This window comes from Shewanella psychropiezotolerans (genome assembly GCF_007197555.1).
GTDB classification, from domain to species: domain Bacteria; phylum Pseudomonadota; class Gammaproteobacteria; order Enterobacterales; family Shewanellaceae; genus Shewanella; species Shewanella psychropiezotolerans.
In genome coordinates, this window is record NZ_CP041614.1 from 6,262,226 (window position 1) to 6,276,880 (window position 14,655).

The 14,655-nt window shown below is 44.8% G+C and carries 13 protein-coding genes; 3 read left to right on the top strand and 10 right to left on the bottom strand.

The features are described from left to right. Window positions 1–210: 210 nt before the first annotated feature. The 4 genes from FM037_RS27450 to FM037_RS30250 all read right to left on the bottom strand — a co-directional run bounded on the left by FM037_RS27450 (window position 211) and on the right by FM037_RS30250 (window position 2,294). Complete coding sequence (locus FM037_RS27450; RefSeq protein WP_144048605.1) at window positions 211–570, bottom strand: VOC family protein; 360 nt, start codon at window positions 568–570, stop codon at window positions 211–213. Window positions 571–667: 97 nt separating this feature from the next. Further along, window positions 668–1,201, bottom strand: coding sequence for an MAPEG family protein (locus tag FM037_RS27455; protein WP_144048606.1), 534 nt, complete (start codon window positions 1,199–1,201; stop codon window positions 668–670). 106 nt (window positions 1,202–1,307) lie between these two features. Further along, window positions 1,308–2,018, bottom strand: a complete 711-nt coding sequence (locus tag FM037_RS27460) for an HAD family hydrolase (protein WP_144048607.1) — start codon at window positions 2,016–2,018, stop codon at window positions 1,308–1,310. Between the two features lie 81 nt (window positions 2,019–2,099). After that, the gene (locus FM037_RS30250) at window positions 2,100–2,294 is read right to left on the bottom strand and encodes a hypothetical protein (protein WP_185976922.1); all 195 of its coding nucleotides are present in this window, start codon (window positions 2,292–2,294) and stop codon (window positions 2,100–2,102) included. Window positions 2,295–2,443: 149 nt separating this feature from the next. Between FM037_RS30250 and FM037_RS27470 the strand changes: the two genes are divergently transcribed. Beyond that, window positions 2,444–3,301 carry a hypothetical protein gene (locus FM037_RS27470; protein ID WP_144048608.1) on the top strand — a complete coding sequence of 286 codons (858 nt, stop codon included), beginning with the start codon at window positions 2,444–2,446 and terminating at the stop codon, window positions 3,299–3,301. 221 nt (window positions 3,302–3,522) lie between these two features. On the opposite strand, the gene rlmF is transcribed toward FM037_RS27470, so the two are convergent. Both rlmF and FM037_RS27480 read right to left on the bottom strand, forming a co-directional pair. Further along, complete coding sequence (gene rlmF, locus FM037_RS27475) at window positions 3,523–4,758, bottom strand: 23S rRNA (adenine(1618)-N(6))-methyltransferase RlmF (RefSeq protein WP_144048609.1); 1,236 nt, start codon at window positions 4,756–4,758, stop codon at window positions 3,523–3,525. Window positions 4,759–4,836: 78 nt separating this feature from the next. Further along, window positions 4,837–5,274, bottom strand: coding sequence for a flagellar basal body-associated protein FliL (locus FM037_RS27480; protein WP_407695620.1), 438 nt, complete (start codon window positions 5,272–5,274; stop codon window positions 4,837–4,839). Window positions 5,275–5,374: 100 nt separating this feature from the next. On the opposite strand from FM037_RS27480, the gene FM037_RS27485 reads away from it, so the two are divergent. Then, the gene (locus tag FM037_RS27485) at window positions 5,375–5,938 is read left to right on the top strand and encodes a chorismate--pyruvate lyase family protein (RefSeq protein WP_144048610.1); all 564 of its coding nucleotides are present in this window, start codon (window positions 5,375–5,377) and stop codon (window positions 5,936–5,938) included. A gap of 92 nt (window positions 5,939–6,030) precedes the next feature. Here FM037_RS27485 and FM037_RS27490 read toward each other — a convergent pair whose 3' ends face one another. From FM037_RS27490 to FM037_RS27505, 4 genes are all read right to left on the bottom strand, one after another. Beyond that, window positions 6,031–8,967, bottom strand: a complete 2,937-nt coding sequence (locus FM037_RS27490) for an immune inhibitor A domain-containing protein (protein WP_229381030.1) — start codon at window positions 8,965–8,967, stop codon at window positions 6,031–6,033. Then, window positions 8,964–9,356: a hypothetical protein gene (locus FM037_RS27495; protein WP_144048611.1), complete on the bottom strand. Its 393-nt coding sequence runs from the start codon at window positions 9,354–9,356 to the stop codon at window positions 8,964–8,966. The genes FM037_RS27490 and FM037_RS27495 overlap by 4 nt, the downstream gene beginning before the upstream one ends. A gap of 194 nt (window positions 9,357–9,550) precedes the next feature. After that, window positions 9,551–11,704, bottom strand: a complete 2,154-nt coding sequence (locus FM037_RS27500; RefSeq protein WP_144048612.1) for an MGH1-like glycoside hydrolase domain-containing protein — start codon at window positions 11,702–11,704, stop codon at window positions 9,551–9,553. A 190-nt stretch (window positions 11,705–11,894) separates the two neighbouring features. After that, window positions 11,895–12,497 carry a YhgN family NAAT transporter gene (locus tag FM037_RS27505; RefSeq protein WP_144048613.1) on the bottom strand — a complete coding sequence of 201 codons (603 nt, stop codon included), beginning with the start codon at window positions 12,495–12,497 and terminating at the stop codon, window positions 11,895–11,897. A gap of 293 nt (window positions 12,498–12,790) precedes the next feature. Here FM037_RS27505 and FM037_RS27510 point away from each other — a divergent pair, with 293 nt between their 5' ends. After that, complete coding sequence (locus FM037_RS27510) at window positions 12,791–14,344, top strand: metal transporter (RefSeq protein WP_144048614.1); 1,554 nt, start codon at window positions 12,791–12,793, stop codon at window positions 14,342–14,344. The last annotated feature ends 311 nt before the right edge of the window (window positions 14,345–14,655 follow it).

Here is a 14,655-nt window from a genome sequence, read left to right on the forward strand (position 1 = left end):
TTGATCCTTTTTGTAACCTATCACCTGCCGTGGGGCTAATGTGCAGATACTTCTGCGAGACGCTATAAAGCCATCCCTGGCCGCTCTGCGGTTTCATCCTTGAAATCGAAGCTCGCAGCCGCATCTAGACCTAAATATCTATCTCTTCGATTTAGGTCTATTGGGAACCCAAATGACTTAGAACTAAGGGTTTGACACCATAGTCACTCGTTAGCTGAAAAATTCAAATAACTCATGAACTATGCCTGATGGATCTTTAAAAGCTGAGTACCGTCCCCAGTCATTTTGATTTGGGACATCATGAATAAACTCAACACCATGATTCTTTAACTCGTTAATTTTTTCATCTAGATTTTTAACCGTGAACACTAATGTGGAGCTGGAATTGTAACCATGCTGATAATTTATGGCAGGTAAAGTCCCCTGAAACATGAGCACTTCATGAGTGCCTGCCAAGAGTTTTATACAAGAATCACTTTCTGAAACTAGATCCAATCCAAGAATATTCACGTAAAACAATTTAGATTCTTGAAGATTTTTAACCACTAATAATGTTGATGGATTTTCCATGCTGAATCACAACTCCTTCTATAAGATCATGATGATCCTAGTCGCCCATTGTTAATCAACAACATATCAACCATATCTCTGGTTATCAATACTCAACTTAGCGACAAGCCAACTGATAGATCACGACTATGACCATCAATAAAACACTTGGGTAAAAGGTTAAGGCAAAACCAAATGCTCTGGCTGGGGCACCTTTGGCGTAGCCTTTGAAGAAAGCAATGCGGCCGATGGCAAACAGTAACGAACATAGTGGAAGCACTGATAACCAGACCGTCGGCATGGTGAATGCCCAGATACTGTAAACCATTGCAGTCATCAATAGCTGTTCAAGCGTATTTTGTAGCAGGCTCTGCAACACACTAGCCTCATGACTAGCATTGGATAAAGCGCTACCATCGATATCTTCTGGGCTAAAGAAGCGAAATTTTGCTAGGCGAGCGATACTGCCTATAAGGAAAACTACAGGCAAGATCAACGATTGACCCAACACAGTAAACTTACTACCTAAGTCCTCTATCTGCGCATAAGAGAAAGGGTCAAACATCATCCCCACAACAATCACCACCACAGCTAATCCCATAGCCGCAGCCATCCCCTTCAACACCCCAACTTGCTTAACAGACAACCCCATACCTATGTCCTTGTTTTATTTTCATAAAAATGAATAAATCCAACATAACAACAAGTCTTATTCGAAGATACGAGAAGGTGTGCATTCTCAATAAAGCAAGCTGTCGTTATAGATACTTGCCAATGATAGACGTAAGGTCTTCGACATTGGTGGCGATGTGATCGGGTTGAACCGCCCAACCTGAAGGGTCTGATTGACTGTAGGCCGCAGCCACAGATATAACTTTCGCTTGCCCGCCGAGGACTGACTGTAAATTGCGCGCAAATTGAGTATCAGCCTCGTGATCGCCGATATACATCAATAGTTGGCTATTGGTGTGGCCAAATATGCTCTCTAAACACTTCATCCCACCATCTGGATGTGGCTTTTGGTTACCGTTTGACACATCATCATAGCCAACAACGGCCTTAAATGGCCCATTAATACCATGAATCTCAAGTACATTACGGATGTTTTTTTGCGAGTTTTGCGAACAGATCCCATGACGAATGTCAGAGAATCTGTCTATGATTTTTGTAATACCATTAAAAAGAGAAACCTGTGTTTGGTTCTTTTCTTGGTGCTCTGCCCACATACTACCAGCTATAACCATCTCTTCATCGGACATACCATAATATTTAACATACAACTCTTGCCAGTTTTTAGCTGCATGATTTACCTCGTGATAAAGAGCTTCGCTATGCAAATATTTAGGTAAATGTTCACCCGTTAAATGTGGCGCTACGATAGATAAAATTGTCTTGGTAATATCGATATTCTTCGGCACTGAATTAACCAGAGTTCCATCGTAATCCCACAATACTGCATCTAGCTTCATACTCTTATCTCATCAATAAATTATCTAAAAGAAGTCATCCATACTGCAACTTTGTATGCACTGAATTCGGTTGAATTTAAGCTAGCTAACCCATTTTGACAAGACGTCGATACGGCTAGAATTGTGAATAGTGCGTAATACACATTGGGTTGCCAAACCTTGCATCAGCACCTCAGGATTAGGTACAGATTCGAAACCAAACTGGGCGTATAACCCATAAGTGGCGAGTACTATGCGCCTAAGCCCCTTGTTCGACACTAGCCATTTACTCAACACAGGCTTAGGTATACCCTTTGCGCAGTAACTCTCGTAAATTTAACACCGCTCCGCTATGAGAAATTACAGAGTAAGGTGTCCGGTTGGACTTGACCAAAATAACACACCTGAGAGAAACGCAATCAACCAAAACGCAGCAGGAGCACAATGTGAAATATTACGGAAAAATAATTAAAATAAATAGTGCATTTATTTTATCGCTAGGAATTGTCAGCGCCTCTCATGCTGAAGTTGTTAATATCACTTATGATACTACCCTTGATGGAATTAATGACTCCGTTTATACATCTGCAGTTAATTTGTTTCAAAATGATGACATTCTCACGGGAAATGATAGTAATTCAGGAGTACTTTCTGGTCATATTGAAGAGAAAAACAATTCATTTATCGGCTCAGGCAGCAATGCTAGGTTTAACTTTAAACTAAAGGATAGTGACGGAACTAAATGGTTTGTTGGCTCTGAAAATTCTAATGGTTTGTGGAAAGGGACTTGGTATGGAGCAAATGGCGAGAGTGGAGACTTTTCCTTTTCCGCAGAAGCTAAGACCCCAGTGTATAGCGACATTGATTCTTTTAGCGCTGATAGCATTTTTACCGGTGGTGCATTTGATTATTACCGTCCATTGAACGATGCATTTTTAGTTGATAGTGAGGATTATCATCAGGGGATGTATCTACAATCAGATAGTGGCGGTTTACCTTTCCCTATGTCTTTTTCAATGATTTTGAAGAAAGATTTTTCTCTTAAGTCATTCAAATTAGGCTCATATAATAACGGTCAAGGAACAAGATTAAAAACATTTACCTTTGATGTGTGGGAGAATAACACTTGGGTTACCAAAGGAAGTTTTAACTTTGCTCCAATTAGTGGTTCTCCACAATTCCAAAGACAAGAATTTACCCTCCAAAATGCGGTTTTAACAAGTAAATTTAGAATATCAGCTACTGAAACCAGTGATTATTATAATGGTGGCCGAATCTTAATGTGGGGTTTGTCATTTAACTAATTCTTTATTCCAGGCATGAAATAATTTATTTATCTTCATGCCTTTTGAAGAGAGCGTTTGTTGATTGTATATACCTCCCACTGTAGGTACCACAAGATAACCCATTAACTTCTTAAGACAAAAATACAACAGGTTGGTTTGCATTCTAAAAAACTGATAAGACTATTCTAGAGTTATGTTGCTTAATTTTGGTTCTTAGTATTGCCACCAAACAGTAACCCTTAACTGCGATATTTAGCCCATAACGCTTGTTGCTTGGGCGTGAGGAAGCTCCAGGCAAGTACGCGAGTGAGTTTGTTACCTTGGGCCATATCTATGGTTTTTATGGTAACGGCGCCCGCCTTTTTGAGAGCGGCATAGCTAGGTTTCAAGTTTTCTTGCTTCGATACTAGACTAGTAAACCACAGGCATTGAGTCTTAAAGTCGGCGCTCTCACGGATCATATTGAGCAAGAACTGCTTCTCGCCACCTTCACACCAGAGCTCGGCCTTCTGACCGCCGAAGTTGAGATCTACATTTGCGCCCTTAACCTTAGCAGGTGCGCTCTTATGCCCTTTTGCCGCGCGGTTAGCTGCGAGGTTCTTTAGCTTACGCTGACTCCCCTCACTCGCCTCGGCCAGCGATGAATGAAACGGTGGGTTGCATAAGGTCACATCGAATCTGTCATCGACATTGATGATGCCATGAAATACTTTTTGATGATCGGTTTGCAGTCGAGCTTTAAACTTACCCTGCAGGCAAAAGTTAGCCTGAATTATCGACTCCACATTAGTAATAGAAAGCGGGTCGACATCGCTGGCGATAAACTGCCAGCCATAGGATTGAATGCCTAAGATGGGATAGATACCATTCGCTCCCGTGCCTATATCAAGCGCCTTTATCTTAGGGCCTGTCGGGACTCTATTGGTTTTAGTGGCAGCTTTAGCTAAGCCCTTCATTGAAGCGGGGACATTTTGTCCATCAGAACTTCCCACTGATGGCTCTTGGCTTACTTGTTGTGGAATATTTCCAGCCAGCAGATCCGCAACATAGTGTAGGTAATCAACCCTACCCGGAATTGGCGGACACAGAAATCCTTGGGGAATATCCCAAGACTCTATTTGATAGTGCGCCTTAAGTAGGGCTAAGTTTAGTGCTTTAACCGCTTGAGGATCGGAAAAATCAATTGAGAGGTTATCGTAAGGGTTTGGTCTAACGAATGGCTTTAGCTCAGAGCTAGCCTCAATCAGCAACTCAAAATCATAGCCATCCCTATGCAAGTTTCTCTCGTGGAGCCCCTTTTTCTCGACAGCTTGTACCGACTTAGGCTTACGAACTACCGGCTTGCTCTTTTGCTTCTGCTTATTAGATTTTTGCTTATGAAAAGTAGATTTGGCCTGCGATTGGTTTTGCTTACCTTTAACCGAACCATCTCTTAAATTCGATTTAGGTGCCTGTTTGGGAGCTGATTTTGTCATAGGTATCTTAGCCGTTAATGGAGCACTAACGGCGGCAATTATTGAGTGTGGATAGATAGCTAGCTAAGTGTAGGCAGACTAATCGTAAAGATATTTAGTGAACAACAAATTAACCACAATCGGTCGACCAATCTCTTGTTCTATGAGTCGATTGATTGTGTCATAGCATTCGCGGCGGATCTCCTCACGCCCCGTTAAGGACTTAACCTTATCGGCAGTCTGACTGCCCATGATCTCTAATATAGCCGCACGCAATAGAGGGTCGTGATGCTCCAGAGCAATAAGATCTTCCGGGTCTTTCACCATCAGCTCTATGCCTATACGTACGAAGCCAAGTTTTTTACCGTTGGAAATATAGTTAGTGATGAGATCGGGTTCAAACCCATAGTAGGCATAGTTATCAACTATATCCTCGTCTGCCGCATAAGCGCCAACACTAAAGATGCTAACGCTAAAAATAAACAAGAGGGATGCGAGTTTTCTAAGATAACCTGATCTCATATCGAACCTTTTCATATTAAACTGTATCTCCTTTGTGCCCACTAATCTTCCTGACTATCCTATGACGACATGCTAGACTGCAGCTGTTTCCAAGCCGTATTGTACCGAGAAATAGATGAGTGTGACTAGGTTAAGCTTTCCCTATGGTGAATCAATTCAATGGTTTTCGCCAGAACAAATCTCTGAACTCCCAGATTCCCCGCTAAGTGAATGGTTACTTTCATCAGGAAGTCTAACCCAAAAGCTACGTTCTCATTGTACCAAGTTCGAAGTAAAAATACTCGGAGAGGGAACTATAACCCCTTTCAACGGTGAATTTCCCACCCAGAGGCAAGCTTGGGTACGTGAAGTACTGCTATGTCTGGATGGGGTAGCCTGGATATTTGCCCGAACCTTGATCCCGGCTAACTTACTCGACAAGAAAGAAACCGAGTTCCTCACCCTTGGGACACGCCCCTTAGGTGAACTGCTTTTTTCCAGCGATAACTTCACTCCTGGCAAGATAGAAATAGCTCACTTTACTCCCTGCCATCGGCTAGCCCAATTGACCGAATCAATTAAGCAACCAGTCACTCAGGAGCTATGGGGACGTCGCCGTTACTTTTCCTATGATGATGAGCAGCTTATCGTCAGTGAAACCTTTTTGCCCGCAGCCCGAAAAATCATAGAGCAGATGTAACCTTTTCTTTTTTAAGGAAAAAAATCCATATAAAACAAAAACACCCAAACGGGCGTTTTTTCGTTTAGTCGCCTAATCGGACTAATACTCGTTTAATGACGACTTCTTCTGAATCCCATCAAAGCCAGTAAACCTAAGCTTAGCCAGCCAAGACTACCACCAGAATCACCAGAAGGAGTGGTAACGGGTAATGTAACCACTGCTGTAATCACGGTAATAGAGGTACTTCTGCTACTCACTACACCTAAGCTATCAGTCACTGTCATCATCACAGTATAAGTTCCGGCTGAAGCATAAGTATGACTGGGCGATTGCGCCGTACTCGTCTGACTGTCACCAAACTCCCACGAATAGGTCATAACGCCTTCACCGCCTGTAGTAGTATCCGTGAAAGTCACGCTAAGATCGTTAGTCACAAAGGTAAATCCAGCTACAGGCGGCACAGGTAAAGCAACCATAATAGTCTGGGAAGTCACTACACTCGAACCTAGTCCATCGGTCACAGTTAGGTTAACAATATAGCTTCCTGAAGCTTCATAGACATAGGTCGGCATCTCCTCGGCACTGGTGGTGCCAGTGACACCGAAGTTCCACAAGTAAGAGTAATTTCCATCACCACCAGTCACAATGGCACTAAACACGACTGTCCCAGCCACTTCCTGGCTTGCACTGAAGCTCGATGCCAGATCTGATGCTGGAGGAGGTGTTGTGCCGCCATAGTTAAATCTAACCGTCGCTGTGGATGAATCAGCAGTCTGTGCCACCACTTCCATAGTCAAGCCAAGCTCAGGCAAGAGTATTCCAGACTGAGGTTGAAGCGGCGCACTGTAACCTTGACTATCATCAAACATAGAGATGGACGACAGGTGATTATCTCCGACATAACTAGACTGGTTAAACATGCTAAAGGTCGCATCTCTAACCTGAATACCAGAATCATTTGTACCAATAAGGTTCTGATCCGCATCGATAACACCAATCAAGCCTGCACCGGGGTGAGCGCTAGAGTTATTATCGGAGTAACTAAAGTTCTCCAACCAAAGCAATACGCCTGGCTCATAAGATTCGCTATCCAGTCCAACATCGACGCCGTTATGACTTCTGAGTTGAACGATATAGCGGCGAGCCGCCCCGGGACGTTCATCATCAATACGTGAAAAGCCATTTAGCATCATGGTATTTGGCGTCTCGGCATCATCACTATAAATGACCGAGATACCATTGGTGATCTGCAGGTTATCGAATACAAAACCATAATCCCCATCAGCCTGATCGGTTTTATAAATAATACTAATCTGTTTTGACATGCCAGCGAAGCTACTTAGGTCAAATTCAAGATCGACCCAGTTGTTAGCACCTTCCGCACCGTCTATATTGCCGGAATTTCCGCTGATGATGTCCCGAGCCGTGTTAATTGTATTGCTGGCTTTAGTGTGATTACCCGCTAAAGCGACTCCATCTACCATCACCTGAGCATAATCATAGTCCACCTCAATATTCCAATGGGCTTTCACTGTCAGCGTGAGTGGCGTCGAGCTTGGTAAGTCAATTTCAAATGACAAAGCATTGTTAATCAAATGCCCCTGGCCAGAGTAGTATTGATAACTACCGCCATAGGGTTGCTTGAAAGGAATCGTCGCCGATGGCAATGGAATAGAGATCTGATTCACCAATGAGTGATTTACCGCCTCATTAATGACCACATCCAATCCCGATGTGCCTATGCTGCTAAGCAAGACTTCCTGCTCGTTAATCCAACGTCCCTTATATCTGTCCTGCAGATAAGAGCGTGCATAGGGGCTAAAACCTGTTGGCTCAGTTCCTGCTCTAAATCCAGCAATAGTACCAGCCCAGCTGCCTGTGGACATCACAGACCAAGATCCAACCGGAGAGCCATCGCCTGTATTGGTGGTATCATATTCATCGGGTAACCCCAGATCGTGGCCAAACTCGTGTACCACCACACCCGCAGCAGCATTTATTGGCTGTATTGTATAGCCAAATACCTTCTTACCCGTACCAGGAATGGTGTATCCAGACGTATTACCAGTATAAACAAAGTATCGATGTGACCAGATAGCATCATCGCCGAGCACGCCACCACCGGCTTCTTCACCGATACTGGAATGAAACAGCATCACATGATCGATATCGCCATCGGCTTCATCTAAGTTGCCATCGCCATCGACATCGAATGGATCTTCCACATCATAGCTGGCTAATTCGGAAGGCGACATGCTAGCCACAGCCTGAGTCACGGCTTCTTTTACCAGTTCAGGCACAGCCTTATCATCGTCATTGTTATCGGGATCATTACCACCGTAGAAGGCGGCATTATTAGCCGCTCTAAACCAGCCTTCAACATTACCGGTAAAGTTGAAACGCTCACCGGATTCGGCTTGATAGTATTGATACCCAGTCAGCAGATTTTGACCTTGGGGACCAGTAAAACCAGTGGTAGAAAACATCAGATCATTGTAGTGAGACACTGGATAATTAGGATAAAACATGGGGATATCATCGTCAGCTGACAAGCGATTATTATCGAATGGCAGATCCGGAAAATCGATTAGAATGCCTAAGACTTTCACTGTCTTAGTGATATCGGCATCGGCTAAGGTGCCGACCATATTATCCATCTTGGCAATCGAATTGCGCTTAAGCTTCTTACTTTGAGCCAGTGACTTGAGTCTAGCCTTGTCAAACTGGGCCTCAATCAAGCGCCCCTTACTCTGAAAACTGGTCGCTCTATGAGTAAATTTATCGACGGCAGCACGCTTGTCAGCTTCGCTGGCGTCGGCAGAAACCTCTCCCCGCTTGATGAGCCAATATAATATCTGCTCTTTATTGATCATCCCAGCATCGGCCAATGTAGCCGCAGCGAATTCACCAGAAGACAATGCAGACGAGAGCTCTAACTTAGCATCTAACTCTTTCGCAAATAGAGATGTCGAGGCCGTAACGCTCAACATCAGGGATAAAGACAAACTGATTAATGAACGTCTTCTTATACTACTGATTCTTTTCATAATAGCTTACTTCCCTCAGGCCTGAACTTGCTACAATTCTTAAACGCTTGTTGTTTCTTACGGATAAATTCAGCGACTTTCTCATCGGCCTGTTCCAGACTCATCTCAGGTGTAATGACACCCTTCTTAACTAAATTCGATTTAAGTTTAGACCTATCCTGAATGGGCGGCATGGAACCACAGGAAATTATCCGTTTCTTCTCATTGGCCAGTTCTACAGAATCAGCAGCAGGGCTTACCGTGTGACTCGATTCAATATTCTGCTGAATTTGAGTCTTGTCAGACTCTTCAGGAGCTGAGGAACAGGAAGCAAGAATAGCCAAGGAGAAAATGCCCAGCACAGTGGGCATAAATGATATAAAACGGGTTAAGGAGAAAATTCTTCTCATAAATCACCAAGCCAACATAAACACCACAAAACCTTAACAGTAGTTTCGTCTGAATTACAGTAAAAGTACAACATTTACTCTGTTAACCTAGATTGTTATGGCGTAAACCACAGAAAACTATGACGTTATCAATCATCACAAGCTAAACAATGACTTACGCGTGCTCAATGATAATAAAAAGTCATTTTTGCAGATTATTTATTCAGCCACTGCTGATAAATTAACAGCAGGACTGACGCTGACCAGCTAAAGTTAGTGCAATGCAGTCCATCGCCTGTCAGTGGGTCGTAGTTTTCTCTAATCGGTGCCTGAGAAAGTATACCATCACCTTGTTCTACTAAGCGTTTGGCCAATATTTCAGCCTCGCTGTGGTAACCATACTTTTCGAGTCCAAGCAGGCCAAACAAGGCTTGATCTAACCACACGGGCCCACGCCAATACTTAGTCGCGGCAAAATTAGGGCTATCGGCACTCACGGTAGGAAATGGGATTTTAGTCGCAAATTGCTTATCGGTGAGCTGACGTTTAACCATGATTTTCGCTTGCTCCTCAGTCGCCGCACCGGCCCAGAGGGGCAGCCAGCCTTCGACTCCCTTACCAGCACCTATCAATAAATGACTCTCCTTACCATCGAAGCGAATATCGTAGAAGAAGCCAGTCTGCTCATCGAACATCTGCGTCTGGATCTGAGTTTTAAGCTTATCGGCCTGTGCCGCCCATTCACTGGACTGCTTATCTAAATGTTGCAGTTTTGCCATCTTCGCCAGAATCATCTTCTCTGCAAACAGATAAGCATTGAGATCGATTGACTCCTGAGACAAGGAGTAGCCAATCACCTCACCCTGTTTATTACGATTCTCCAATACCTGCACGCTGCCATCGTCATCAAATCTAGGGGCGTTATCCATTCCCGACTCCCAAGCAGCCGCCTCGATAATAGCCTCGCGGTTTAGCTGACCACTCTTGAGATGCGCCGGATGCAGATTGGCGCCATATTCCGCCAAGCCATTGCCATTATGATCTCGGTTGCGATACCACCATGAATGATAAGCCACCAGCTTAGGATACATCTGCTTCACGAAGCTAAGATCTTGGCTCTGCTGGTATATTTCCCACACGGCCCAAGCCGCTAGCGGTGGCTTACCGTTGCGCTCATTCCAATTACCGCCTTCGCCATCTCTTGCGGGATCTCGGTTATAAAAAATGGCATCAGGCAAGTTACCCGCATCTTGGGGTCGCACCTTATCTTGAGCAGTAAACTGATAGTCAAACATAGACAGCACATTTGATTTAGCTAACTCAGGATCGAAATAAGACAAGGCTACCGCCTGCTTCCAACTGTCCCAGGCCCAGACACCATTAAACCATTTGTAAGTGATCGAAGGCGTGACCGCATCATGTTTAATTGCTCCAGCCGGACTGCGCCAGTTATGCAATAAGGTCACTATGCTCTTAGCGGCTAACTTACGAAACTCAGGTTTACCCTGATCTATGCCCTTATTTAGCCTCTGCTGCCATAGCAGTCGGTTCTCTGCCAGTAATTGCTTCTGCGTAGCCCAGTCAATATCGCCATGCTCCAGCCGCTCCTGCTGAGTATGGAAGTAACGCTGCGCACTCAAAAATTCGAGACTCTGGCCAGCCTTTACTGATAACGCCTCAGTTTTGGCACTATAACCATTGTGCTCGGCTAGAGTGATCTCAGTCTTAGGGCTAAACCAAAGCTCAAAACTAGCGTCGGCTAGCTGTATATTCCAAGTATCCATTATAGGATTTAGCTGCCAGGCGACGCCGTTGCTCCAACTATCGACTCGTTTAATTAACTTGTACTGGTCTAATTTAGGATGGGATTGAAACGGGGTACCGGACCAAGTTAGTCGCCATTGCTGATCTTCTCCTGAGTGGTTAACGAGTGTAGTCGTCACCACAGAGGTGCGGTTATCACTATAGTTAAGAGACAATGAGACAGAGATGTCAGGCCAATCAAACTCTTGATACAGACCATCGGGCTGACTATAAATACGACTCTGCTCCGCCTGGCTAAAATCAAGCACTTTCCCTGTGATCAGATCCTCCAAAGCCAATTTCTGCATGCTATCACTCAAGTGCAAGCTGTACTCTTGGGCGATAAACAATGGACCGGTGAAACTGCCGTAATAGCTTGGGGTATCGGGCAGATGAAAGCCATGCCAGGCACCTTTATCTACATAGGTTGAGGCAATCTTTAGATTACCTTGCTCATCTCGCTCCTCCATGGAGACAGGCGTACCTTGATAGGGTAGAAGATCACGATATTCGACCGAATCGAGCGCCGATAGACTGGATACACATAAGAGAAGACAAGAAAGCATGAAAACCTATCCCAGATTAAACAGCTTCATAAAGCCATTAACAATTGAATACAATATCCAGAGTATGTGGCTAACCAGGTTTTGATGCAACAAAGATCAGAAATTCTATTGTAGGACCGGCTTTAGTCGGGAGAGAGGGCCACAGTCGGCCATCGCAGCTAAAGCAGCTCCTACAAATCTGCTAACTGATTTAGTTTACCTGTCCCATATGGGCCATATAGCTAGCGATACCATCGAGGAACATCTGCACCGAGATCATCACCAACACCATCCCCATCAAGCGCTCTACCGCGGTCAAACCTTTCTCTCCCAGCACCTTAGTGAACACCTTATAGAAGAGTAGAATAACCGCACTCACCCCCCACGCTGCCAGTAGAGCCACGGTCCAATCTAACATCCTGGTGCTATCTGTGTGCGCCAACAAAATGAGCGCCGCGAGCACCGAAGGTCCGGCCATTAAGGGGATCGCCATAGGCACGATAAAAGGCTCTTCACCTGCCGCCAGACCGACCACGCCTCCAGGCTGAGGAAAGATCATTCTGATGGCGATCAAGAACAAGATGATGCCTCCGGCAATGCTAACCGACTCAGATCTCAAGTTGAGAAAATTGAGAATAGCTTCACCGGCAAAAAGAAACAGCAGCATGATGCCGAGTGCAAATAACAGCTCTCGAATCAGCACTCGGCGTCTTTTTTTCGGATCTATATGGCGCAATATAGACGCGAAAATAGGCAAGTTCCCGAGAGGATCCATGATGAGGAATAACATTACAGCGGCAGAGAAGGTATCCATAGGTGCTTATAAGCCTGTATTTTGAGCGCAAGGAGGAGTCTATATATTCTATAACTTTTTGGAAACAATCAGATAGAATAATTACACAGGAAAGACCACATGCGCTCAAATCAGTAATCACCTGTTGCCAGGCCTGATGCAAACTTTGAGAGAATGAGTACCTTGAAGCGTGCAAAACCCGCTTAGATTTAAAAAATCATCACACTCGATGTAAATAATGCTGGCTTGTCTGCTTATTTTCCAGAAACTGGTATACTGTCCCGTCGTTTTCTAAGGTCCTAGCTAAACAAATCATGCTCTATCTATTAGCCAGCTGTATCGCACTACTATTAGGTCCTATCTTCTATCGATTCTTTTCGACAGAGCACGGGCTACAAAAAGGCCTGGACGGATTTATATTCGTTTCCCTGGGCGGACTTGTGCTGCTACATATTTTACCTGAGCTACTGGAGCATGGCGGCTTCCTGGCGATCATCTTCGTCATCATAGGAATGTGGGGGCCGACAGCCAGTGAGAAGCTGTTTCACCGTTATTCTGAGGTTACACATAATCTCACCCTCATCTTAGGCGTAGGAGGATTACTGCTGCACACCATCACCGACGGCGGGGCCATGGTGCTTGCCCAACAGGACGATGTCTCGATTTTACTCGCCTTGGGCATTATATTACATCGCCTGCCAGTGGGCCTTGCCATCTGGTGGCTGGTTAAGCCTCAAGTCGGCAGTCGTTGGGCCATGGCAGTTTTAGCCGCCATGATGATTCTGACTGGCGTAGGTTACTTCGCCGGAGAACAGATGCTGACTCAACTCAGCCTGGATAATACCGTATATCTACAAGCCTTCGTGACAGGTTCTATTCTACACGTGGTACTGCATCAGCCCCATGGACATCATTCACCAGATGAAGCCAGCAAAGGGAGTCAGGAAAAATATGAGTATCATGCGGGTATAGGCAGCTTACTCGGCATAGGATTATTGTTTCTACTCTTGATGATGGACTCGGGTGGGCATGAGCACCATCATCATGGCCATAGCACAGAACAACTCGTAGACTGGATGATGACTCTGGGACCTGTGCTCTTGCTCAGTTATGCTGTCGCCGGACTCAGATTTAAGCTAGGCCTGTCACCTCAGAGTAGCCACCTGGGAAAACGTTGGTTACAACGACTCGCGGGGCCAGAGGCCCTGATCATCACGGTTTTCCTACTTGGCCCCTTGGTCGCACTTTTCCAATTAATCAGCTTATTGGTTATCGGAGCCTTACTTACTTTTAGCCGGGTAGAGCCGACGGATCCCCATCTTTCGGTCCCCAAATCTCCTCTGCGTTTTGGCTTCGCCCACATAGTAGACAGAAGTGCGCCCTGGATCATACTCAGCTTAGTCTTGGCTAACCTGATTGGTCATCCTTCGGTGCCATTAGAGAATCCGGTTATTCAGGTGGCTGTACTTATGGTGCTCTTCCTGCCAATGCGATTCTGTAACTTAGGCGGTGCGGTTTTAGCGCTATCTTTGGCATACAGTGGCTGGAGTATCCCAGCCGTTATGTTAGCTCTGGTGGCTGCACCTATCTTCAACTTGGCCCAGCTCAAGTTAATGAGCTGGGCCCAGAGAACTGCAGTGATAGGACTCATCATAGTCATCTTAGGCATAACATCACTGATCCAGCCTCAATGGAGCATGATGATGACTATGCCTGAGCCGTTAAGTATAATATCTCTGATAATTCTGGCCTGCTTATTTGCCGCTAGCCTGCTACGTTTAGGCCCAAGAAAGTTTATGGCCCGCATCATGTTACTCAAGCCAAAATCCCATGACCATGGCTCACATGAGCACGGACATAAGCATTAAGTTAAAGAGCCTAGGTCCTAGGACCTAGGCTTACCCTCGAAACTCGCCATTTTCTTTGCTTTTTCCTTGTCAAAAGCTGCAAATAAATAGCATTCAAATCAGGTATAAATTCAAAATACCTCTCTTCGATTTAGACCGTCTATGTGTATTCTCTTCGTTGCTTTAAATAAGCATCCTAAATACCCACTAATAGTGTGTGCGGCCCTTGAAATGAATGAGTTTCATCCTCTTTCGCTCGGGTAGCTTCTACCATCTAGTAATAAGATAAATTCCGCTTCGACACAAAATAGATTACCTTGTAACTATCACTC